The following is a 23,507-nucleotide window of genomic DNA, read 5'->3' on the forward strand; positions in this document are numbered from 1 at the left end:
CCGGCCCTGTTCTGGAGAAGTGCCCCCACACCTCCGGAGCGCCCTGTCGGCCGTACTCGTCGCCCTCTCCTGCTTTCTGACGCCCTTCGGCGCGCTGGCGGCCTGGGCGGCCTACGACCTGACCGACTCCGGCCGCTACGTCACGGCCATGGCGCCCCTGGCCGCGGACCCGGCCGTACGGGACGTGATCGCGGACACGGTCGGCGCGGGCATCCTGCGCGAGGTCCGGGTGCGCCGGGTGCACGGTGTGACGGACCGGACGCCCGGCACCGCGCCGTTCGTGCACGAGGCGGTGCGCTCGTTCACCGAGACCCAGGCCTTCCGCGTGGCCTGGGACGAGGGCAACCGGGCCACCCACGACGCCGTACTGGCGGCCCTCCAGGACGAGGCACGGGACGGCACCGTCACCGTCGACCTCGCCCCGGTCACCGCCCAGGTCAAACACCAACTCGCCCTGGAACACGTGCCGTTGGCGAGCCGCATCCCGGTCCAGCACACCGAGGTCGCGGTTCTCCAGGCCGGTGAACTGGGCCCGCTCCGACAGGAGTTCCACGTGCTTGAGGTCGCCGGTTTCTGGCTCCCCGTGGCCGCCGCCGTCTTCGCCGTCACCGGCATCGCGGTCGCCGTGCGCCGCCGTCGCGCGATCACCGCGACCGCGCTCGGCACGGCCCTCGGCGGCGCGCTGCTCGGCCTCGCGCTCGCGATCGGCCGCCACTTCACCGTCGCCGACCTCCCGGCCGAGGTCTCGGAAGCGGCGGGCGGCGCGATCTACGACGCCCTGACCTCGACCCTGCGCCAGGTCGCCTGGCTGCTGCTGGGCGTGGGCCTCACGGTGGCCGCGACGGCCTGGCTCACCCGATACGCCCGCCCCGTACGGGAGTTCCTGCTGCTGCGCCTCGCGCGAGAGCGGCGAGCGTCCGCAACGCCCGCCGTAGATCCGGCACAGCAGCCGACGCGAGCCCAAGTCTGACCGCGTCCGGGGTCCGCTTCGGATCTACACCGAAGGCGGTCCCCGGCGTCACGGCGATCCCGTGCGCCGCCGCGGCGGCCGTGAAGGTGTCGGCCCGCCACGGCGCGGGCAACTCCCACCAGGCGTAATAGGCGAGCGGATCGGCCCGTACGGCGAACTCTCCCGACGCCCCCAACTCCTCGGCGACCAGCCGCTGTCGGGCCCCCGCGTCGGCCCGCTTGGCCTCGACCAGCCGCGCCACGGTCCCGTCCGCCATCCACCTCACGCCCGCCTCCAGCGCGAACCGCCCCGCACTCCACCCACCCGACCGGATCGCCGCGCCCACAGCCTCCACCCGCCCCTCCGGCACGACGAGAAAGCCGACGGTGAGCCCCGGCGCGACCCGCTTAGACAGCCCGTCGACAACGTGCACGAGACCGGGGGCGTGGGCGGCGAGCGGCGCGGGGGAGTCCCGGTGGTCCGGGTGATCCGGGCGGTCCGGGCGGTCCGGGCGGTCCGGGCGGTCCGGGTGGTCCGGGTGGTCCGGGTGCAGGAACGACCAGATGCGGTCCTCGACGACGGGCAGCCCCAACTCCCTCACGACTTCGGCGATTTCGTGCCGGCGCGCCTCACCGGTCGTCACCGAGGTCGGGTTGTGGAGCGTCGGCTGGAGATAGAGCGCGGAGAGGGGAGCGGTGCGATGCGCGGCCCGGACCGACTCCGGGCGCAGTCCGCCACCGTCCGCCTCCAACGCGACGAGCGTGACCCCGAGCCGCCCCGCGATCTCCTTGACCAGCGGATACGTCAACGGCTCGACCCCGACCCGACCACCGGGCCGGACCAGGGAGGCGAGGGCGGCGGCGATGGCCTGGCGCGCGTTGCCGGTGAACAGCACGCGGTCGGGGTCGAGCCGTTGACGTATCCGCTGGTCAAGGAGATCGCGGGGCGGCTCGGGGTCACGCTCGTCGCGTTGGAGGCGNGCGGATACGTCAACGGCTCGACCCCGACCCGACCACCGGGCCGGACCAGGGAGGCGAGGGCGGCGGCGATGGCCTGGCGCGCGTTGCCGGTGAACAGCACGCGGTCGGGGTCGGGCCGCCAGGTGGGCGTGGCCAGCAGGTCCGCGGTCGCCTCCCGCGCCGCCGCCGTCCCCGTCGCGGGCGCCGGACGCAGCGCCTCGGTCAGGACGTCGGGCCGGAGCAAGGGCGCGAGAGCCGGCGCCAGCAACTCCGACTGGCCCGGTGCGGAAGGGTAGTTGAGCTCCAGATTCACCGGCGCCGCGGTCGCCGCCTCGACGATCGCCTGCCCGTACGGCCCCGCCGCCGCGGCCCGCACGAAGGTGCCGCGGCCGACCTCCCCCACCACCAGCCCCCGGCGCACGAGTTCGGCGTACACCCGCCCGGCCGTCGACCCGGCGATCCCACGCCGCCGCGCGAACACCCGTTGCGGAGGCAGCCGTTGACCGGGCCGCAGCCGCCCGGAGGCGATGTCACCCGCGATGCGGTCGGCGATCAGCCGGTAGTCACTCATCAAACGCCTCCGTCGCCGGGATTGCACCGAGGGCAAAGATCTTATTGCACCGAGGAGTTGAGCCGACCTAGGGTCGAGGGCATGCCACCCCTTACGAACCCATACATCCCCCTTGTCCTCATCCACGGCCACCCCTTCGACCACACGATGTGGACCCCGCAGATCGAGGCGTTCTCCCCCGCCCGCCGGGTCCTCGCCCCCGACCTGCGCGGCTACGGCCGCTCCCCCTCGACCCCCGCCGTCACCCGTTTCTCGGACTTCGCCGCGGACCTGGAGGCGCTGCTGGACGAGGCGGGGGTGGAGACGTTCGTGCTGGCCGGGCTGTCCATGGGCGGCCAGATCGCGATGGAGTGCTACGGCCGGTTCCCGGGCCGCGTCCGGGGTCTGGTCCTCGCCGACACCTTCCCGGCGGCGGACACCCCGGAGGCGGCCCGCACCCGGAACACCACGGCGGACCGTCTCCTGCGGGAGGGCATGGGCGGTTACGCGGACGAGGTCCTGGAGCGGATGGTGGCGCCGTACGCGGACCCCGAGGTCAAGGCCCACGTCCACCGCATGATGACGACCACCGATCCCACGGGGGCCGCGGCCGCCCTGCGCGCCCGTGCCCAACGCCCCGACTACCGCGACCTGTTGACCCGGGTGTCCGTCCCGGCCCTGGTGGTCGTGGGCGCCGACGACACCTACACCCCGGTCGCCGACGCCGAGGCGATGCACGCCGTACTCCCCGACTCCACGCTCCGGGTCATCGAGGGCGCGGCGCATCTGCCGAATCTCGAACGCCCCGAGGAGTTCAACGGGATCCTGGGGGAGTTCCTGGCACACGTGGGATGATTCGGGCATCTGCGCCTACGAGCGGAAGGCTGTCACTTGGGTACCGCGACCTCCGAGTGGACCGCCGCCGACTTCGTGCCCGAACGCCATCGCGCGCGTCGCTTCACACGTTGGTGCGCGGGACTCCTCTTCGCCGTCGTGAGCGTGGTCGTCGGCTGTCGTACGGCCGACACGGACGCGATCACGCCCGTCCCCCAACTCCTCGCGTTCTTCCCGTGGTTGCTCGCCCCCACCGGCGTCGGGCTGTTCCTCTGCCTCTTCTCCCGCTGGCGGCTCGGGCTGGTGTGGGGTGTCGCGCTGCTGGGCCTGCTGGCGTGGTTCATCGAGCCGTACGGGAAGAGCAACGACCCGAGCGGGCCGCCGATCGCCGAGTTCCGGGTGCTGACCTCGAACGTCGAGTTCGGGCAGGGGACCGGCTCCCTGGTGCCGGTGATCCGGCGGGAGCGGCCGGACGTGGTGTTCGTGGAGGAGTGCGAGTACACCTGCCAGGCCACGCTGGAACAGGACTTCGGCACCGAGTTCCCGTATCGGCAGGCGGTGGCGGCGGCCGGTTCGCACGGCTCGGTGATCCTGAGCCGCTTCCCGCTCAAGGGCACGCGGGGCGTCACCGGCACGATGGGCATGCCCGGCGCGGTGGCCGACGTGGACGGTCATGCCGTACGGCTCCAACTGGCGCACCCCATGCCCCCGTTGCCGAACCAGGTCGCCCTGTGGCACCGCGAACTGGCCAGGCTGCGCGCCTTCGCGGCGGCCGACCCCACCACCCCCACCGTCCTGGCCGGCGACTTCAACTCCTCCCAGGACCATGCCGCGTTCCGCCGCATCCTGGACACGGGTCTCCGCGACGCGGCCCGCCTCGCCGGCCACCCCCGCACCCCGAGCTGGCCGGAGCGGCTGCTGCCCACCTTCGGCACCCAGATCGACCACGTCCTCCTCTCCCCGGACTTCTCCGCGAACAGCGCCCGCTTCCTCGACCTCGCCGACACCGACCACCGCGCCCTGCTGGTCGACATCACGCTCCACCAGCGCAAATAGCCCGGGCACGGTCCTTTCTCCGCCGGACGCGCCGCCCATAATGGGCGCATGTCCCGCGAGTTCCCCATCGGCCTCACACCCCCCGACTGGCTGGTGAGGAACCTCCAACCCCAGCAGGCCCCCCTCAACCGGCCGGCCATCGCCCGCGCCGCCGTCGCGATGACCCTCCCCCTCGCCGTCGGCCTGGCCACCGGACACACCGCCTACGGCGCGCTCGCCTCCATGGGCGCCCTCTCCGGCGTCATCGGCGACACCGCCGACGCCTACCGCATGCGCATCCTCAACATCGCGATCCCCCAGCTCTTCGGCGCGGTCGGCGTCACGCTGGGCGCAGCGGTCTACGACCAGGGCTGGCTCGCGGTCATCACCCTCACCGCCGTCGCGCTCGTCTCCGGGATGATCTCGACGATCGGCGCGGTGGCCTCCGTATCGGGCCTGCTGCTGCTCCTCAACTCGGTGATCGGCGCGGGACTTCCGCTCCCCGGCGCGTGGTGGCTGGCTCCCGTCCTGATGTCCGGCGGCGGCCTCCTGGTCCTCCTCCTCGCCCTGCTGGCCTGGCCGTTGCGCTCCGGCGTCCCGGAACGGGCGGCGGTCGCGAACACCTACCGCACCGTCGCCGACCTCCTGTCCACCTGCGGCGACGACCCGACGGCGGCCTACGACGCGGCCCGCCAGGCCGTCACCCAGTCCCTGAACCAGTCGTACGACCTCGTCCTCGCCCGGCGCGCCCGCCACCACGGCCGCAGCCCCGAACTGACCCGCCTGCTGGCCCAGTTGAACGCAATCACGCCGGTGGTCGAGGCGGCCCCGGCGGTCCACCAGTCCGGCAAGCCCCTCCCCCCACAGATCCGCGACACGGTCCGCCACCTCGCACACGCCGTGGAGACGGGCTACACCGGCCCGATAGGGCTCGACCTCCCCGCCCCCACCGGCGAGACGACCCGCGCGATCGACCACGCCCTGCGCCACGCGGCCGAGGTCGTCACCGCCCCGGACGTGGACCCTCCCCCACTCTCGGCTTCGCTCGAGCGGGGGGACCCCCATGGCATCGACGACCGCCTCGGCCGTCCGGCGGCCCTCGGCATCCGGGCGGCGCGGGCGGCCCGCAACGTCGTCCTGTCCGCCGGCTCCTGGCGCTACGGCCTGCGCCTGGCCCTCTGCATCGGCCTCGCGCAGGTGCTGGTGTCGACGGTCCCCGTACCGCGCTCGTACTGGATCGCCCTGACGATCACCTTCGTCCTGAAGCCCGACTTCGGCTCGGTCTTCTCCCGGGCACTGCTGCGCGCGCTGGGCACGGTGGCCGGGCTGGTGATCGCGGCGGCGGTGCTGTCGGCGGTGCCGAGGGGGTGGTGGGACGTACTGGTCCTACTCCTCCTGGCCCCTCTGATCCCGGCCCTCACCCCGCGCGGCTACGGCTACCAGACGATGGCGATCACCCCGGTGATCCTGCTCCTCTCCGACGTCCTGAACCACCAGGGCACGGCGCTGCTGCTGCCCCGCCTGGTGGACTCGCTGATCGGCTGCGGAATCGCGCTGGTGGCGGGGTATCTGCTGTGGCCGGAGAGCTGGCACACGAGGGTGGGGGACCGGTTGGCGGAGGCGGTGGCGGACACGGCGACGTATGTGGAGTCGGCGTTCGGTGCGGCTGCGGCTGCCGGGGCCAGGGCCGAGGGCGGTGCCGGGGTGGAGGTCGACCCGGCCGTCCGCGCCCGGATGCGGCGCCGTCTGTACCGCGACCTGTCCGTCATCCGTACGGAGTTCCAGCGCGCCCTCACCGAACCGCCGCCCACCGGTCGCCTCGCCGCGGGCTGGCTCCCGCTGGTCGTCGCCGTGGAACGGATCGTCGACGCGACGACGGCGGCGCGGGTGCGGGTGAAGCACGGGGCGCCGTCTCCGTCCTCCGCCGAGGTGTCCCAAGTGGTGCGTCAGCTACGGGAGTTGTCGGAGGGCGTACGGGAGTCGGAGGTCCTGGTGGAGGTCCGTACGGATCTGACGGGCCCGGCGGAGAGCGTCCTGGAGCCGCTGCGGCAGGAGGTCGCGGCGGCGCGGGCGATCGCTTCGCCGCACTGAGGACGCGATTTCATGTGAACGGCGGGTGAAACGGTCGGCGGGTGGGTCCGGGAGCCGGCCGGTGAGTCCGCAGGTGAACGGGCGAGCGAAGTGGTGGCTGAAACAGGGGGTGTTGACAGAACGCGTACCACGCGCGTTGCCCCTGCCTAAGATCGCCATCCGAGGCCGCTAACCTTACGTGTCCGTCCTGGCCAGGGATTGACGGCTTCAACTCACGCGAAGGGTTGCGCACATGGGCATTCTCACTCTCCTGCGGAATGCATTCGGCAGGTCACGCAAGGAGCGTGCCACCGAAGCAGAGGGTGCGGAACGCACTCCTTCGCAAGAGCAGCCGACCGCGGTGGAACCGGACGCGAAGGTCCCGTCCCCGTCCACCGAACCCGACCTCACCTCGACGCCGGCCCCGTCACCTGCGGCAACGACCCAGGTACCGGAACCGCGCCCGTCCTCGACCCTTGAGGAAGACGAGCACGATCTCGTGGCACTGGCCTTCGACAACGTGACGGTGCCCAAGCCGGCGACGTCGGAAGAGGGGTCGGAGGGTACCGGGGCGGTCGGCGGGTCGGCGGCTGCGGATGCGCCTTCGGCGGAGGTCGTTGCCGAGCCGGTGGCCGAGGTGGCGGCAGAGCCGGTGGCCGAGGTTGCCGTCGAGCCGACGACCGAGGTGGCCGCAGAGCCGGTCGCCGACGTCGTGGTCGAGCCGGTGGCTGAGACTGTCGCCGAGGCGGCGGTGGAGACGGAGCCGGTCGGTGAGGTGAAGGCGGACGCGGTCGTTGAGGCGGAAGCGGAAGCCGAGCCTTCAGCTGAGGTGACGCCGGAGGCTGAGGTCGAGCCGGTCGCTGCGGTTGAGGCGGAAACCGAGCCTGCGGCCGAGGTGACGCCGGAGGTCGAGGCCGAGCCGGTCGCCGAGCCCGCGGCCGAGGTGACGTCCGAGGCTGAAGCCGAGCCCGTCGCGGAAGCCGCGCCCGAGGCCGAGCAAGCCGTAGAGCCCGAGACTGAGCCCGAGGCAAAGGCGGAAGCCGAGCCGGTCGTCGAGCCCGAGTCCGTGGTGGAGCCGGTCGTCGAGCCTGCTGGTGACGCTGACTCTGCCCCCGAGGCGGAGCCCACCGTCGAGCCGGTGGCCGAGAGCACGTCCGAGCCGGAGGCCGAGGCGGAGCCCGTAGCCGCAGAGGTCGCTGAGCCGGTGGTGGACGAGATGGCCGAGCCCGTCGCCGCCGAGGTGACCGCCGTACCCGAGCCTGTCGCGGCCGAGGTCCCCGAACCTGTGGCGGAGCCCATCGCCGCAGTCGCCGCCGACGGCGAGACCGTCACGGGCGATGGGGGTGACGAAGACTTGACGGCCGAGGTCGTGGGGACCGGTTCCGCCGCCGTCGCGATCGGCAAGGCCGGTCTCACCGGTACCACGGCGAAGCTCTACCTCGTCCTCGACCGCTCCGCGAGCATGCGCCCGTACTACAAGGACGGTTCCGCGCAGGCCCTCGCCGACCAGACCCTCGCCCTCGCGACGCACCTGGACCCGGACCCCACCCCCACGGTCCACGTCGTCTTCTTCTCCACGGAGGTCGACGGCACCACCGACCTGACCGCCGCCTCCCCCGAGAACGCGATCGACGAGGCCCACGCCGGCCTCGGCCGCATGGGCCGCACCAGCTACCACGCCGCCGTGGAAGCCGTACTCGCGCACTACGACGCGAACGCCACCCCCGGCACCCCCGCCCTGGTCGTCTTCCAGACGGACGGCGCCCCGGACGCGAAGACCCCGGCCACCCAGTCCCTCACGGACGCGGCCAAGTCGCACGCCTCGGTCTTCTTCTCGTTCGTCGCGTTCGGCGACCACGAGAACAAGGCGTTCGACTACCTCCGCAAGCTGAAGACCGACAACACGGCCTTCTTCCACGCGGGCCCGACCCCCCTGGAGCTCACGGACGCGGAGCTCTACGACGGCGTGCTGATCGACTGGCGCCCGTAGCACCGAACCCCCGTGCCGCCCGCTTCCCACCCCGTAAAACGGGAGGCGGGCGGCACACCCGTGTCGGCTACGATTTCAAGGTTCGCGACAACGGCAACACACCGACCTGGGAGCAGCCCCCCAATGGCTCGACACCTCATCACCAGCGCCCTTCCGTACATCAACGGGATCAAGCACCTGGGCAACATGGTGGGGTCCATGCTCCCGGCGGACGTGTACTCCCGCTATCTCCGCCAGCGCGGCCACGACGTCCTGTACATCTGCGCGACGGACGAACACGGCACCCCGGCCGAGCTGGCCGCGAAGGAACAGGGCATCCCCGTAGCGGAGTTCTGCGCGCAGGCGCACGACGCGCAGAAGGCGGTCTACGACGGCTTCGCGCTGGCCTTCGACTACTTCGGCCGCAGTTCCTCCCCGCAGAACCTGGAGATCACCCAGCACTTCGCCCGCCGCCTGAACGAGAACGGCTTCATCGAAGAGCGTGCGATCCGCCAGGTGTACTCGCCCGCAGACGGCCGCTTCCTCCCGGACCGCTACGTCGAGGGCACGTGCCCGCACTGCGGCTACGACAAGGCCCGCGGCGACCAGTGCGAGAACTGCACCCGCGTCCTGGACCCGACCGACCTGATCAACCCGCGCTCGGCGATCTCCGGCTCCACCGACCTGGAGGTGCGGGAGACCAAGCACCTCTTCCTCCTCCAGTCGAAGCTCCAGCACGAGGTCGAGGAGTGGGTCGCCGCCCACGAGGAGGAGTGGCCGCAGCTCGCCTCCTCCATCGCCCGCAAGTGGCTCACCGAGGGCCTGCACGACCGCGCGATCACCCGCGACCTGGACTGGGGCATCCCGGTCCCCGCCGACACCTGGCCCGAGCTGGCGGCGGAGGGCAAGGTCTTCTACGTCTGGTTCGACGCCCCGATCGAGTACATCGGTGCGACGAAGGAGTGGTCGGACGCGGCCCCCGAGGGCGAGATCCGCGACTGGAAGTCCTGGTGGTACGAGGCGGACGCGACCGTCCGCTACACGGAGTTCATGGCGAAGGACAACGTCCCGTTCCACACGGTGATGTTCCCGGCCACCCAGCTCGGCGTCCGCGAGCCGTGGAAGAAGGTCGACTACGTCAAGGCCTTCAACTGGCTGACGTACTACGGCGGGAAGTTCTCCACGTCCCAGAAGCGGGGCGTCTTCACCGACCAGGCCCTGAGCATCCTGCCGGCGGACTACTGGCGCTACTTCCTGATCGCCAACGCCCCCGAGTCCGACGACTCGTCCTTCACGTGGGAGCACTTCACGGCCACGGTGAACAAGGATCTGGCCGACACCCTCGGCAACTTCGTCAACCGCGTCCTGTCCTTCTCGAAGAAGCGCTTCGGCGACGAGGTCCCGGCGGGCGCGGCGGCGGGCGAGCCGGAGACGAGGCTGGGCGAGCAGACCGCCGAGCTGCTCGCCGAGTACGAGAGCCAGATGGAGGCCCTCCAGTTCCGCAAGGCCGCGGCGGCGCTGCGCGCCCTGTGGTCGGCGGGCAACTCCTACCTGGAGGAGAAGGCCCCCTGGCTGGAGATCAAGACCGACCCGGAGGCCGCGGCCCTCACGCTGCGCACCGCGATGAACCTGATCCACCTCTACGCGGTGGTCTCCGAGCCCTTCATCCCGTCCTCGTCGGCGGCGATGCGGGCAGCCTTCGCCCTGCCCGACGACACCGCGACGTGGATCTCGGCCGAAGAGGCGAAGTCGCTGACCGCCGTCCCCGCGGGCACCCCCTTCACGGTCCCCCCGGTCCTCTTCGCGAAGCTCACGGACGAGGACCTGGAGACGTACAAGGAGCGCTTCGGCGGGGCACCGGAGTAATAACCGCACGCAACCGAAGAGGGACGGCCGGACGCCGTAGTCACGTACGGTGTCCGGCCGCCCCATCGCGTTGGCGAAGCTAGCTCAACGCGCGGCATCAGGACCCACCGCTCTGCATCCGGCTCCGCCCGGTCATGGGCCACGGTCCCTGCGCGCCAACACGCCGGTGCGGTGAGTACGCACGGACTCGGTCCCACGCGGAGCCGCCTCAGGACCAACGCCCGTGTCGTCGTAGTTCGCTACAACGGAATCCCCCTACTTCGCTCCAACAACCGGTTCAGTTGCGGTTCGAACTCGTCCGCGATGAGCATGAACTGGTAGTTGTCCCTGCAGAACCGTCGACCGTGTCCAAGGACGACGAGTATGCGGCGGACGATGTCGTCGACTTGATCCGCCGAAAGTGATGCCTCGCACGCTTCTAGCCATTCGGTGCCGCGCTTGGCGATCACCGCGAACGAATGGGGAGACGCGCCGCCATGACGACGTGTCACTTCCTCCAGCCGGTGGATGGCCTCCAGCGCACGGTCAAGCAGGTTGCCGTCTCCCGGAGTGATCGTCGACCGCCGTAGCCGTATGGCGCTCCACGCGGTCAGAACGAAGTGATCAGTGCCGCCGCCCTCACAGCCCTGCGCAGTCTCCAGATGGTTCTCGGCGATTCCGAGATCACCTCTCTCCAGTTCAAACTCGCCACGCTGGAGCCAGTAGTGGAAGTTGTCGCACAGCAATTCGTGCACCGTGTCATAAATGGCCCGAACCCGCCCGACATCAAGCGGTAGAGACACCATCAGGGAGTGGTTCAGCAGTCTGACCATGATCCGGCGGTATGGGTCGTCGTTGTCCCGAATCTCAGCCGAGTACTGGGCATAAAATTTCAGCAGGAACTCAATTACGGCGCCCAAGCGGCCCGGGTCTTTCTTGAGTACCGTGTCGACCACGGTGTCTGCGATGGTCCGTTGCCGACAACGGACCGTTCCGTCCGGGGCCCGGTTCAAGATTCGTTTGTCTACCAGCCGGTTGATCGCAGTCTGAAATGCCGGGTCGGGCGCGACGGGCCCCGAGACTATTTGAAGCAGATCCGCCTGCTCGATGCCGCGCTTTTTGAAGACGATGGCGGACTCGAAGACACAGACCGTCGAGTACACCGCGGCCTGGCGCGTATTCAGTTGATGGTACTCGCTGACGACCTTGTCCTCGAATCGCTTGCCCGTGACCACCTGAATCATCGCCGCGAGCAGACCCCGGTCGCATAGTTCACGAAGTTTATTGATCTTCTGGTGCTGCAGCTTGTGCTGTTTGAGTATTCCCGGCAGGCCATGCTGATGCAGCACGTCGACGATGTGCCCAAGGTCCTCATCCTTCAGAGGCTCATCCGCCGATACCTTCGCGGGCCGGAACGACGCGTCCAGCTCATCAGCACGGGTCGTACGGATAGCTGCGACGACCAGTTTCTTCCCTCCATTGCTCAGTTCCTGCAGCAATGAGGCTCCTAGGCGGCCGAAGATGTCGACATCGTCGACGAAGACGGCCTCGGCAGACAGGTTCTGGGCCTGAGCCTTCAGATTCGGTATCGGGTCCATCGTCTCCCGGTCGATCCAGGCCACCGTCCGTCCGGCCTTGTGCAGCTCGTATGCGTACTGCATGAGAGCGCTGGTCTTGCCTGAGCCCGCCCGGCCCTCCACCAGGACCAGCGCGTGCTTTCCGCTCTCCGCGGGCTGCGCGGCGGCTCGGATACGTTCAGTGATCGAGAGCTTCGCGGCATACCCGTCCTTGACATCGCCCCAGGTGGGGTCCTGTCCCTTGAGGAACTCGACGCTGCCGGCCGGCGCGCTGTCGACAAGAGCGGAGACAAGTTTGATGCCCAAGCCCTTACGCGTACCGACATGGACATCTGCGAGCCGTCTTTTGCCCTGTTTCAGCGGTTCCAGGCCCGCCTGGAACCGCTGGGTCGCAAACTCATGTGGCAGTGCCTGGATGTGCACCATGCCGGTTTGTCGAATCCGTGCACGGTCCGCGGCGCTGCCCGGCCCGGTGACGACGAAACGGGGAAAACTCTCCGAGTCGGCTTGTGGCTGCGCCAGAGCGAGGGCTTGCCAGAGGGAACGACTGCTTGGCGAGGCTGCCATGAAGACGCTCGGGCGGCACAGCAGTTCGGCCTTCAGCTTGCGGAACCACAGAGCCCGTGAGGCGATGTCGTCGTCCGTGGGAACACCGAAGGCCAGAGTTCTGGCAGTACTGGGGTCCCCATGCATGGCGACAGCTTCAACCGTGGCGATCCGTGCCAAGGGCTTGCGGAGCATCGCGTTGACGAATGTGCTGGTCTCCGCGACCTTCGGATCGTGCCGAAGGACCGAGGAAAGAATGTCAGTGGCGGTGAGGTCGTAGATGCGCCACCAGGGGGCGTTCAGTATGCGGTGCGCGCCCTGCGCGAAATGCGTCTCGTCCATGCGTAGTTCAGCAACGTGTTCTTCCATCTGTCGCGAACTCAGCTGGCCGCGCGCGGTTTCCCAGATCTCCTGGGTGGTGGGCTGCGGTTCGAGCACCTCGCCATAGACGGTTTGGGTCAGCCTCTGCGTAAGCACGTCCGTGTCGATCGGCCCGCCTTCGGGGTGGATACCCGAGACGGCGACCAGAATCATCCGGCCCGTGCCGATCTGCTGGTAGAACGCGTCGAGTGCGGCCTGCTCGTCATAACCGACCGAGGCGCCCTGCTCTCTCTGAGCAGAGCCCGCTGAGCCGCGCCTCGACCGCCGCGCGCTGGGCAGCGGAATGGACCGCTCGGCCGAAGGGGCCGCCAGGTCCCGGACCTTGGGGGCCGCTGCGCCAACTGTCTCCATACGCAGGAGCCGGTGCTGCCGGGTCACACCGCGGGCAGGTACGAGCCACCGTTCACCCAGCACGCTTCCGGTGGGCTCACCCTCGGGAGCCAGTAGCAGGGCTCGCGGCACTATGGAGGCGAGCGAGGCAGGCAGTGCGGCAGTGTGCCCTGCCAGTACGACAGACAGGTCGTTCGCGCCTGCCCACTCCGCGAAGTCCCCGTCGACCGCGCTGTTCAGCTGATCGGCCGTGCAAGTCGCCAGATCAGACGTGCCTCCAGGGGTCGCCATGCGGAAGACGGTGTTCGCCACGACGATACCCAGCGAGCGTCCGTCCGCCTCGATCCGCACAGCCCCTTCGGCTGGCAGCACGCCCGACTGCCATCCAGGGAAATCTGTGCGGGTGTCTGCCCAGGCGAGGAAATCCTTGAAGGGCATGTCGCGCAGTGCCGCGACGACATCGTCCTCGTCGCCACGCCACAGCCCCTTCTCGGTGTCACTCCAATAGCGGGTGAGCGCCTTCACCAGCATGCCCTGACCGGGGCCTAGGGCCTTGACGTCATGCCGCCACGGCACGCAGATGACCGGAGGCAACTGGTAGTCGCCGGTGTCCAGGCACTCCACCATCACTCGGTCGAGGAAGTCCCCGGTCTCGGACGGGCTGACCTGTCGTGGCGCCACAGCACTCGTACCGAGCGCGAATATGCCGTCGAGTCGATGGCCCGATGCGTGCAGTGTCCGCATGCTTTCCAACGCGGCGTCCTGCCGTACAAGTGGGCTGAAGGACAGAAAGTGAAACGGTGCACTCATGCTGGTGATCAGTTCCCTTCCATGGTGATGGCCCGGATGGCAGCCTTGGGAACCACCAACTCCGTGGTGCCGGTCGCACGCCCGCACTGCGACGCCTTGACCGTGATATGTACGAACTGAGCGGTGAGAGAGCCCGTGTCGATCCGGCCGGCGACCTTGTCTTTCGTCAGGTCGCACAACGTCCGTACGCTCTTCGCGTATGAGGGGGAGAGGAGAACTGAACCAGCCGCCGTCTCCTCTTCCGGGCCGAGGACGGTGGCAAGCACGACGGTGACGAGACTTGCGATCAGCGCAGCCACTACCACCCAGTTCGCACACCGCTGTCGTCGGTCGATCTGAGCTGCCTCGTCGTCGGCCCGCTTCAGCACCGCGTTGAGCAGGTCGAGGCGGTCTTTTGCGTGACTGGGTCCTGCCAGCGCCGATACCGGCAGGGCCACAGCACGCAGATACAGGACAGCCGCCCCAAGCCAGAGTGCCATTGCTACGACACCAGCCCAGCGCGTGATCTCCGGCCGGTTGTCGAGCTGGGTGAACGTCAGCGCCGCGACGATACCGCCCGCGAACAGCGTGACGGTGGACTGGGCTGCCTGTGCTCGTAGTCTCGCGCCACTGCCCGATCGAACCCGCTCGGCGTAGTAGGCCTCACTCGCGGGTCCCAAGACCGCTTCGAGTACGAGCTCGCGTTCGTCGGCTAAGTGCTGGTTCGCAGAAGATTGCGCTGTCATCGGCCCCCCGTTGCGCATATCGGAGGAGCATCATAGGAGCTGAAGTGACTATGTTTCAGCTATGTGGTGACATTTGAAACGAGGCGGCGCTGGCGGCCCCGGACGCCTGGGACGGGTTCGTCGGGTTCGTCGAGGGGCTGTTCGCGCTGCAGGCCGAGGACCGGGGACTCAACGACGCGCTGGCGCAGCGGTTCCGGGCGGCGGGGGAGGTCGAGAAGGCCTGTCACCGCGGCTTCCGGCACGCGGAGCTGATCATCCAACGGGCAAGGGACAGCGGGCAGTTGCGCCCCGATTTCGAGCCGGCGGACCTCGTCACCCTGATCTGGGCGATGTCCCAGGTGATCCGGGAATCGATGGCGACGGCACCCGACACCTGGCGCCGCTGCCTGGCGTTCTTCCTCGACGGTCTGCGGGCCGGTGCGGCCCACCCGATCGAGGTGCCACCCTTGACCCAGGGGCAACTCGGCGAGGTCGCACGGTCTCGCTGACCGACCCCGAAGTAGACGTCTTCGCGCCAACCCGTAAGGTTCCGCCATGGCAGTCCCCGAGGTCATTCCGATCGCCTACGAGCCGAATCAACGCAGCGGCGCCGTCGGCCGCTACGCGGACGGCCAGTTCCTGGCGTCGGTCACCTACGCGTTCCCCCAAGGCTTCCGTCCCTCCGACGGCTGGGAAGAGCAGAAACGTCTCTACACGGTGCTCCACACCTTCGATGCCGCGGGCCGGTACCGCGACTCGGAGATCTGGTGCGCCGGCACCTGGGCCGAGCAGCAGCGCGCCCCGCACGGCGACGACTCGGTCCTCTCGCAGGCCCGCATCCACCTGGCGAAACTGCTCCGCGCCCTGCCCCGCCGCAGCTACACCGACATCGCGGTCCGTCCCTTCCAACGCACCGTCGACGGCGTCCTGTTCGGCCTGCTGATCGAGCAGGACGAGGACGGCAGCTGGGCCGAGCTGTACCCGGACCGGCACGCCTTCGGGCCACCGTGGGACGGGACGTACGACAGCTGAGTTCCCGGCCCGGCGCGTCCAACTCCCGTACACCTACCGGCTTTACACTGCGCGCCTGATGTCGGCGCACAGGGGGTGCGCCAGGGGTGGGAGGGGACGCGCATGGGCAACTCACGGACGGCCAGAGGGAGATGGAGAGCCGCGGCGGTGGTCGCCGCGGCGCTGGTCGGCGGCACCCTGCTGCCCGCCGCTCCCGCGCTGGCCGTGCACGGCGCGGTTCCCGGCGACTTCAACGGCGACGGCTACCGGGACGCCGTACTCCCGGCGCCGGGCGCGACCGTCGCCGGGAAGGAGATGGCGGGGGCCGTGGTCGTCCTCTACGGATCGTCGTCGGGCCTGTCGGCGACCCGGCGCAGGACCATCACGCAGAACACACCCGGAGTGCCGAGTTCGAGCGAGGCGTGGGACCAGTTCGGCGCGGCCACCGCGACGGCCGACCTCAACCGGGACGGCTACGCGGACCTCGTGGTCTCGGCGCCGTACGAGGACACGGCGGACGGCAAGGACGCGGGCCTGGTCACCGTGCTGTGGGGCAGCAGGAACGGGCTGACGACGGCGACGGACCTGCCGTCCCCGGTGCGGGCGGCCTCGGAGGAGTTCGGCCTCGACCTGGCCGCGGTGAGCACCGGCGGCGGGCCCAAGGAGGAGGTCATGGTCGGCGCACTGGACGCCTCCGCGACCTTCAGGGGACCGTTCAGCCGCACCGGCACCTACGGCGGGCGCACCTCGCTCCAGGGCCTCCCCTCCACGGCGAGCGTGGCACTCGGCGACTTCGACGGCAACGCCCTGCCGGACGAAGCCCTCGTCACCGTGGGCATGAGCGGTCTGAGCGGTGGCGAGGTCTACGTCGATCCCAACGGCCGCGCGGAACCGAAGCGGGGCAACGGGCTCATCGACGCCACGGGAGACATCAACGGCGACGGGTACGCCGACCTCGTGGTCGGCGACCCCTTCGAACCCGAAGTCGCGGGCGTGGACGGCGCGTTGGGCGGACGGGTGCTGGTCTACTACGGCTCGGCGAGCGGCATCGCGGAGGATGCCGAGCCGGTGCAGCTCACCCAGAACACCGCGGGGGTGCCCGGCACCAGCGAGAAGGGCGACGCGTTCGGCGGCGCCCTGGCCGTGGCCGACCTGAACCGGGACGGCCTCGCGGACATCGTCGTCGGCGCCCCGTTCGAAGGCGTCGCGTGCCAGAACGAGGCCGGCGCGGTGACCGTGATCCCCGGCCGCCGCACCGGCGCGCTGGGCGCCGGCGCGTACTCCTTCTCGCAGTTCACCGCGGGCGTCCCGGGCGGCAACGAGTTCGGCGACCTCTTCGGTACGACCGTCTCCGTCGGGGACGTCAACAAGGACGGCAAGCCGGAGCTGTTCGTGAGCGCGGCGCAGGAGAACATCGGCACGGGCGCCGTCTGGGTCTTCCCGGGCGGCGCCTCGGGCCCCGTGGCCAGGGGCAGCCATGTCTTCACGGCGGCCTCGGTCAACCTCACCCAGCGGACCGACACGACCCTGGGCGGGTACGGGCTGCTCTGGCTGATCTGAGTCGACTGCCGCTCACTGGGGGCTACTTGAGGACGCCGGCCCCGGTCGTGCCGGCGAGCTCCGTCGGCAGGTTCTTGGCGGAGGTCTCCAGCCCGGCCGTGAGGGTCGGCGTCCAGTTCACGGTGGTCTTCAGCTTCTTGGAGTTGGCGGCGTTGTAGGCGGCGACGAGGTCGGTGGCGGTGCCGTTGACGAGGTTGCCGCTGCCCGCGATGGACCCGGTGCCGTCACCGCTGAACAGCTTGCCGACCTTCTGACTCGCGGAGATCTTCCAGTAGTTGTTCTGGACGACGACCTGCGCCTTGGCCCGCGAGTTGACGCTGTACTGGAGCACGTACCCGTTGAGGGTCGTGGTGTCGAAGTAGTTGTTGTAGATGTGGATCTGCCCGATCCGGGCCAGCGGCGCCCGCTGCACGATGCCCTTCCACACGTTGTGGTGGATGGAGACGCGCAGCTTGCCGACGCTGTCGGTGTCGCTGCTGCCGATGAGCATCGTCTTGTCGTGGTTGGTGAACTGGTTGCGCTCGACGGTCACCAGGTCCGAGCCCTTGGTGATGTCGAGGTCGCCGTCGTGGATCTGGTACTGGCGGCCGTAGTACGTCGGGTCGGAGGTGTCGAGGCCGGGCGCGTCGGTGAACGTGTTGTGGTCCGCCCAGACGTGCGTGGCACCGCGCAGCGTCACGGCGTCGTACTGCGAGTTCCAGTTCCCGCTGTCCCCGTCCGTCGGGTCCCACTGCGGGAAGCAGTCCTGGGTGGCGGCGAAGGTCAGGTTCCGCACGATGACGTTGTCGACGCTCTGGATCTGGAGCATGCCGCCGGTGATCCCGGCGTTGGTGCCGGGCACGCCCACGACGGTGGTGTTGGCGGGCACCCGGAAGATGATGTTCTTCCCCTGCTTGGTCTGCGCGGCGGCCCGCGCCTTCTCCTGCGTACCGGAGGGCAGCTTGGAGGTGCCGTAGGTGGAGGGGGCGAAGGCCTTGAGGTAGGCGGACAGCGAGTAGCCGGTCCCGGCCGAGTAGTCGGCGCAGCTCAGCTTCTTCCCGCTGTCGTCGGTGTTGGCGTCGATGGTCCCCTTGATCTTCACGATCCGGGGCGTGGTGTCACTGGCGGACCCGAGCGCCTTCACGAGCTGGGCGCGGGTGCTCACGGTGAAGGTGTGCGCGGCATCGGCCTTGGCCCCGCCGGTGGTCCCGGTCCCGGACGAGGCCCAGCCGTCCTTGGCGGCGAGCGTCTGGTGGTAGAGGTCGACGGTCGCGGTGGTACTGGCGGCGTTCGCGTTCAGCACGAGGAACCCGGCGCCCGCGCCCGCGACGGCCACGGCGGCGGTGACGACGATCGTGCGGCGCTTGCGGAGGGAGCGGCGGTGGGAAGGAGTGACCACGGGAAGTCCTTTGGTGCGGCGAGGGGTTACGACTCCTCAGTGGCCGTCAGGATCAAGAAGGTTGCCGCGGCTCGCCAACTTTCTTGATCCTGACCACAGTTACGACTTACGAGGTCGTGGATGCGGAGACCGACGCCGATGCCGACGCACTTGGCTGGGTGTCCGTACTGTCATGCGTCTCGTCCGGGGCGACGCTCATCGTGAGGTGGGCGCGAACCCCCTTGGCGATGCCGGCGCTGCGCTTCTTGTCGTACTCGAGGAAGAGCAGGCCGCCCTCGTGCCCGTTCTGCGGGTAGATCGTGTCCTCGGTGAGGGTCGTACGGGTGGTGGTGTTGGTGGAGTACGGCTCGACCGTCGCCGACGCCAGCACCGACTTCTCGTCGAAGAACAACTGGCCGGTGTGGCAGGTGTGCCCGCCCTCATAACCGGCGTCCGTCCACTCCCCGTCGACATGCACCTTGACGTGGATGTGCACGCAACGCCCCTGGTACCAGCCGGGGAAGACCGACTTGAAGGTGACCTGGCCACGCCTGTCGGTCTTCCAGGTCCCGCGCAGATAGCGCTCGTCGTCGGTCGGCTCGGAGTGCGCACCACCGGTACCGCCGGAGGGGGCACCGGACGGGGGCTCACCGGTCGGCGTCCCCGAGGGCGAGTCGGTAGGCGGAGCACCGCCGCCTCCGGCACCGCCGCTGCCCATCGCCTCGTACCCGGAGTAGATGCCGAGGGCGCTGCAGTGCCAGATGTCGACGGCCGCGTCCCTGACCGGCTTGCAGGTCTCGGCGTCGATCACCTTGAGGGTGAGGGTGAGGGGAATGCCCTCCTCGTCCTCGGTGATGTCCTGCCGGATCTTGTCGGCGTCGATGTAGTACGGCCCCTCGGTGGTCTCCGAGGTGAGCGCGTAACACGCCTCGGCACCACTCGCCGTGCCCTTCGGCGACCCGGGGGAGGCCGCCCCGTCCGCGAACGCACTCGCGGCAAGCCCTCCCCCCACACCCACGGCGGCGACAGCGGCCCCACCCGCGACGACGACCTTGCGCCGGGTCAAGTCCCTTTTGTGCGCGGGGGATTGGTTACGCGGTTGTTCCGGCGACTGGTTGGTTGTTTCGTTTCCCGTCATGCCCGGACGTTAGGTAAGAGTCCTGTAAGAAGCATGAGAGCAAGCTGTGCTTTCCCATGAAACCTGAAGGAGTTTCCTCAGCTTGAGCGGATGCGGTGGTCGCGGGTGCGCTGGAGGAGGGCGGCGAGGGTGGTGGGGGTGAGGGGGAGTATTCGCGCGGGGTCGTCGCTCTCGCGGAGCAGCAGCTCGCCTTCGGAGATGGCCACTTCCACGCAGTTGGCCCCGTCACTTCCGCTGGAGAAGGTCGACCTCTGCCACTGGATCATGTCTACAGCTCCTTCGCCAGACGATGGAGGAAGTCCCTGGACCGGGACAGGCCCAGAGAGACTGCTTCCACCTTACGAAAGCGCGTTCGCATGGCGAGGAGATGCGACTGCGCACCCAGGAACGCCGTGTCATGGGCGGTATCGCCCTACCTCGTGTCCAGCACCAGCACGCGACCGCCCATGTACAGCAACTCCACGCATGAGCTGAGCAACAGCGGGTGCCAAGCGGAGCCGCGTTACCTATGCTGATGAGGGCTCAGACGGGTGGGGGGCGATGGCGGCACCAGGGGAGATGAGGCCGGAAACGGCTTCGGTCCGCAACGAGTTCGCGCTGGAACGATATCGGTACATCCTTCAGCAGATACACGCGGTCAACGAGAATGCCCACCGCTTCCTGGCCCTCTACCAGACACTCGCCACGGCACTGGTCAGCGCTGCTCTCGCCCTCTTCGTCGGCTACCGCAAGTGGAACGTGCCGCCCTCCACCGCCCGAGGCGGAGTCATAGGGCTACTGACCCTCGTCACCGTGGTCGCTGCGTTCACCAGCACACTCATCGTGGTAGGCGCCCTGGCCTGGCTCGACTTCCGTAACGAAGAATGCGACATCACCGACGAGATGGTCGGCCCCGGCTTCCGCAAACGCCCGCGCCCCGGCAACTTCCTTCGCTGGTACGAGACTTACGTGCTGCTCTTCATCCTCGTCTCGGTGATCACTATGTGGGTGCTCGCCGCGTTCCTCCTCCTGCCGGCAATGAGGTGATCGTCCCCGGTGTCAGAGCACGACTACACGAGTACGCCCCTGTGGCAGGACACTCTCGCACCCCGCCCAGGCGGGGACGCCCAGGCAGAACAGCGCGAACGACTCCGGGCGTCGTACGTCGAACTGCGCCGGAAGGCAGCCGTACTCCTCAAGGAGAACGAGCGCAGCATGCCCGACTACACGGTGCACGACATCAGCCATGTCGACGCATTGTGGGAGACGGCTGATCTCGTGTGCGGGCGCCAGGTGACGTTGAATCCTGCCGAGGCGTACGTGCTGGGCTGTGCGTTCGTACTGCACGACGCGGCGATGGGCGCGGCAGCGTACGGGACGAGTGTGCGTGACGCGCTGGGGGAGAAGCGATGGCGCGATCTGGTGTCGGTGGCCTACTACCACCGGGTGGGATGTTGGCCGGACCAGGAGACGCTGAACGCGCCGCCCAAGGAGATCGCCGATGTTTGCCGGGCGACAGCAATCCGTGAAACCCACGCGGAGCAGGCACGGCGACTGGTGGACCAGCCCTGGAGATCAAGTGCGGGGAACGAGATCTACCTCATCGAGGAAGTCCAACTACGCGAGGTGTACGGCCCGCTGATCGGCGATCTTGCGGCCAGCCATTGGTGGCCGGTGAGCCGACTCGCGGGCGAATTCCAGCACACGATCGGGTCATTGCCCTGGCAGCCGAGCGAGTGGACCATCGAGCCGCTGAAGCTGGCCTGTGTTCTCCGACTGGCCGACGCAACCCAGATCGACAGCCGACGGGCTCCGACACTGCTTTTCTCGCTGCGTGATCCGCGTGGCACTGCGCGTGAACACTGGCGGTTCCAGGAACACATCAGTCGCCCGCATCTGAAGGGCGACCGGGTTCGGTACACCTCGCTTCGGCCCTTTTCCTCGCAGGATGCGGGCTCCTGGTGGCTGGCTCTCGACTATCTGCGCGATATCGACGAGGAGTTGAAGTCGGTCGACTCACTCCTGCACGACCTCGGCCACGATCGTCTGGCCGCCCGCGCGGTCGCCGGAGTTGACTCCCCCGAGCGCTTCGCCGAGCTCTTCCGTGTGCAGGGCTGGCGCCCCATCGACGCGACCGTCAAGGTCACCGACGTCCCCGCCCTGGTCAAGAGCCTGGGCGGGGAACAGCTGTACGGCGACGAGCCCGAGGTCGCCGTCCGGGAACTGATTCAGAACGCCCAGGACGCAGTGCAGGCCCGCCGCGCTCTGCAACCGGGCTTCGCGGAGGGACGCATCGAGGTACGGCTGACTCGGACCGACGACGGCTGGTGCCTGGAGATCCGCGACAACGGCATCGGCATGGACGAGGAGACCCTCGTACACGGTCTGCTGGACTTCGGCACGAGCGGCTGGAGTTCTCCGGGCATCCGCAACGGGCTTCCCGGACTGGCCGACGGCGGTTTCCAGCCCAGCGGTCGGTTCGGAATCGGCTTCTTCTCGGTCTTCCTGCTTGGCGACCGGGTAGAGCTCGTCACCCGGCGCTACGACGCTGCCACCCAGGACGCCCGTCGCCTCACGTTCGACGGTCCCGCCCTTCGCCCCCTGCTCACGCCGCTGCCCACCCTGGACTGGGTTCCCGAGGGCACGACCGTGCGTATTGCGCTCAAGCGGAGCCCCAATGACGTAAAGGGTCTGCTCTACAAGACAGACGACGATCGGCTCACCCAGTTGGTCCGGCGGCTGGCGCTGGAGAACGCGGTTCCCATCCACACCTGGGAGCCTGGCACCACCGCACCCGACATCCTGGCCCCGTTCTCACTCGCCACCGGATCACCGGACGAGGTCTTCGACCGCCTCTACCCGCCTGAGCCCGACAGCCGGCGAGTCGGGGAGGAGAAGCAACGCCTCCAGATGCGCGACGAGTTCATCGGGCGGGCCACCGAGTTGCTGGATGACAACGGACGACGGATCGGGCTCGCAACGCTCTGGAACGACATGTACTACCTGTCCCGGCGCAACTTCCGGGGGATCGTCACGGTGAACGGTCTGCTCGCCGACGAGTCGATCTCCTTCTCGGGATACCTCGCCGGTCAGCCCAGCCGAGCGTCCCGAGACCGAGCGGGCCTCGTCGCAAACCAGGACCAGGTCCGGCTCTGGATGCACCGTCAGGAACAACAACTGCGCGGGAACGGGCAGTTCGGAGACCCGGTCCAACTGGAGCTGGCTCACACTCTCAACAATGCGTTCGGCGAGCTCGCCAGCGACATCGCCTTCGCTCTAACGGCAGATGGCGTCCTGCGCCCTGCCGACGTGGCCCACTGGGCCGAACACAAGAGCAAGGTCTTCATGGCCACAGGTGTACCGCTGACCTGGCGAAGCAGGCCTCCGGCGGTCTACCACTACCTGTCCGGGCAGACGGTGCATCTGCCGGACAACTGGATTGTCATCACCCCCTGGGTCCTCAACCCACCACTGAGCGAGGTCTTCCCGGACGTCGCGAACCGTGACCCCGCATACGAATACGCGCGTAACGACACCGCTCTGACCTGGCAGAAGGAGTGGTGGCGCTTGTCCGGTGGCCTCTACGGACTCTTCCTGCGAACGCTGTGCCAGACATGGTCGTGCACGGTCGAGTCCCTGCTCGCCCCCGTCGAACAACGCAACTGGGCAGACGCCCGCCACCTAAACGAGGAGATCCCCGCCCCCATCTCAGGCTACCTCCTCACCCGTCCCCCGGCCTGAACACACTGAAGGAGGGCTGCGAGGCTGGTGGGGGCGAGGGGGAGTATTCGGGCGGGAGAGTCGCTTTCTCTGAGGAGCAACTCGCCTTCAGCGTAGGCAAGTTCCACACATTCGTTGCCCGCCGCGCCGCCGGAGTACGTGGACTTCTGCCACTGAATCACG

17 protein-coding genes and 1 pseudogene are annotated in these 23,507 nt (G+C 68.9%); 11 read left to right on the plus strand and 7 right to left on the minus strand.

The genetic code is table 11. From position 1 onward, the window contains the following. Positions 1 to 19: 19 nt before the first annotated feature. Entirely contained in the window at positions 20 to 970 is a 951-nt protein-coding gene (locus JHN63_RS23600; RefSeq protein ID WP_200683627.1) for a hypothetical protein, read from the plus strand. Here the strand turns inward: JHN63_RS23600 and JHN63_RS52925 are convergent. Continuing rightward, a pseudogene (locus tag JHN63_RS52925) lies at positions 852 to 2,410 on the minus strand (PLP-dependent aminotransferase family protein); the annotation flags it as partial. The gene JHN63_RS23600 and the pseudogene JHN63_RS52925 overlap by 119 nt on opposite strands. Before the next feature lie 150 nt (positions 2,411 to 2,560). Between JHN63_RS52925 and JHN63_RS23615 the strand changes: the two are divergent. The 5 genes from JHN63_RS23615 to metG all read left to right on the plus strand — a co-directional run bounded on the left by JHN63_RS23615 (position 2,561) and on the right by metG (position 10,232). Continuing rightward, positions 2,561 to 3,313 (plus strand): alpha/beta fold hydrolase, encoded by a 753-nt coding sequence (locus JHN63_RS23615; protein ID WP_200683635.1) that lies wholly within the window; start codon positions 2,561 to 2,563, stop codon positions 3,311 to 3,313. A gap of 36 nt (positions 3,314 to 3,349) precedes the next feature. Then, a complete protein-coding gene (locus tag JHN63_RS23620; RefSeq protein ID WP_200683637.1) occupies positions 3,350 to 4,348 on the plus strand; it encodes an endonuclease/exonuclease/phosphatase family protein in 999 nt (332 codons plus the stop codon). 48 nt (positions 4,349 to 4,396) lie between these two features. Then, entirely contained in the window at positions 4,397 to 6,418 is a 2,022-nt protein-coding gene (locus tag JHN63_RS23625; protein ID WP_200683639.1) for an FUSC family protein, read from the plus strand. A gap of 232 nt (positions 6,419 to 6,650) precedes the next feature. After that, on the plus strand, positions 6,651 to 8,387 hold the full coding sequence (locus JHN63_RS23630; protein ID WP_200683647.1) for a VWA domain-containing protein: 1,737 nt from the start codon (positions 6,651 to 6,653) through the stop codon (positions 8,385 to 8,387). A 123-nt stretch (positions 8,388 to 8,510) separates the two neighbouring features. After that, on the plus strand, positions 8,511 to 10,232 hold the full coding sequence (gene metG, locus JHN63_RS23635; protein ID WP_200683649.1) for a methionine--tRNA ligase: 1,722 nt from the start codon (positions 8,511 to 8,513) through the stop codon (positions 10,230 to 10,232). 239 nt (positions 10,233 to 10,471) lie between these two features. On the opposite strand, the gene JHN63_RS23640 is transcribed toward metG, so the two are convergent. Together JHN63_RS23640 and JHN63_RS23645 are read right to left on the minus strand one after the other, a co-directional pair. Further along, positions 10,472 to 13,855 (minus strand): hypothetical protein, encoded by a 3,384-nt coding sequence (locus JHN63_RS23640; RefSeq protein WP_200683651.1) that lies wholly within the window; start codon positions 13,853 to 13,855, stop codon positions 10,472 to 10,474. A gap of 8 nt (positions 13,856 to 13,863) precedes the next feature. Then, on the minus strand, positions 13,864 to 14,580 hold the full coding sequence (locus JHN63_RS23645) for a hypothetical protein (RefSeq protein ID WP_200683653.1): 717 nt from the start codon (positions 14,578 to 14,580) through the stop codon (positions 13,864 to 13,866). Between the two features lie 89 nt (positions 14,581 to 14,669). On the opposite strand from JHN63_RS23645, the gene JHN63_RS54750 reads away from it, so the two are divergent. The 3 genes from JHN63_RS54750 to JHN63_RS23660 all read left to right on the plus strand — a co-directional run bounded on the left by JHN63_RS54750 (position 14,670) and on the right by JHN63_RS23660 (position 17,130). Continuing rightward, positions 14,670 to 15,068, plus strand: coding sequence for a hypothetical protein (locus JHN63_RS54750; RefSeq protein WP_374222943.1), 399 nt, complete (start codon positions 14,670 to 14,672; stop codon positions 15,066 to 15,068). A 46-nt stretch (positions 15,069 to 15,114) separates the two neighbouring features. Then, positions 15,115 to 15,591 carry a hypothetical protein gene (locus tag JHN63_RS23655; RefSeq protein WP_200683655.1) on the plus strand — a complete coding sequence of 159 codons (477 nt, stop codon included), beginning with the start codon at positions 15,115 to 15,117 and terminating at the stop codon, positions 15,589 to 15,591. Between the two features lie 102 nt (positions 15,592 to 15,693). Then, entirely contained in the window at positions 15,694 to 17,130 is a 1,437-nt protein-coding gene (locus JHN63_RS23660) for an FG-GAP-like repeat-containing protein (RefSeq protein WP_200683664.1), read from the plus strand. Positions 17,131 to 17,152: 22 nt separating this feature from the next. Here JHN63_RS23660 and JHN63_RS23665 read toward each other — a convergent pair whose 3' ends face one another. The 3 genes from JHN63_RS23665 to JHN63_RS23675 all read right to left on the minus strand — a co-directional run bounded on the left by JHN63_RS23665 (position 17,153) and on the right by JHN63_RS23675 (position 19,891). After that, positions 17,153 to 18,508 carry a polysaccharide lyase family 1 protein gene (locus JHN63_RS23665; RefSeq protein ID WP_200683666.1) on the minus strand — a complete coding sequence of 452 codons (1,356 nt, stop codon included), beginning with the start codon at positions 18,506 to 18,508 and terminating at the stop codon, positions 17,153 to 17,155. Between the two features lie 106 nt (positions 18,509 to 18,614). Beyond that, positions 18,615 to 19,625 carry an intradiol ring-cleavage dioxygenase gene (locus JHN63_RS23670; protein WP_200683670.1) on the minus strand — a complete coding sequence of 337 codons (1,011 nt, stop codon included), beginning with the start codon at positions 19,623 to 19,625 and terminating at the stop codon, positions 18,615 to 18,617. 77 nt (positions 19,626 to 19,702) lie between these two features. Further along, positions 19,703 to 19,891, minus strand: coding sequence for a DUF397 domain-containing protein (locus JHN63_RS23675; RefSeq protein WP_200683672.1), 189 nt, complete (start codon positions 19,889 to 19,891; stop codon positions 19,703 to 19,705). Positions 19,892 to 20,183: 292 nt separating this feature from the next. Between JHN63_RS23675 and JHN63_RS23680 the strand changes: the two genes are divergently transcribed. Continuing rightward, positions 20,184 to 20,651 (plus strand): hypothetical protein, encoded by a 468-nt coding sequence (locus tag JHN63_RS23680; protein ID WP_200683674.1) that lies wholly within the window; start codon positions 20,184 to 20,186, stop codon positions 20,649 to 20,651. Positions 20,652 to 20,660: 9 nt separating this feature from the next. After that, positions 20,661 to 23,345: an ATP-binding protein gene (locus JHN63_RS23685; RefSeq protein WP_200683683.1), complete on the plus strand. Its 2,685-nt coding sequence runs from the start codon at positions 20,661 to 20,663 to the stop codon at positions 23,343 to 23,345. Here the strand turns inward: JHN63_RS23685 and JHN63_RS23690 are convergent. Beyond that, entirely contained in the window at positions 23,318 to 23,506 is a 189-nt protein-coding gene (locus tag JHN63_RS23690) for a DUF397 domain-containing protein (protein ID WP_200683685.1), read from the minus strand. The two genes, JHN63_RS23685 and JHN63_RS23690, sit on opposite strands and share 28 nt — an antisense overlap. Position 23,507 lies beyond the last annotated feature (1 nt).

The sequence above is a fragment of the Streptomyces sp. MBT65 genome, assembly GCF_016612545.1.
Classification (GTDB): Bacteria; Actinomycetota; Actinomycetes; order Streptomycetales; family Streptomycetaceae; genus Streptomyces.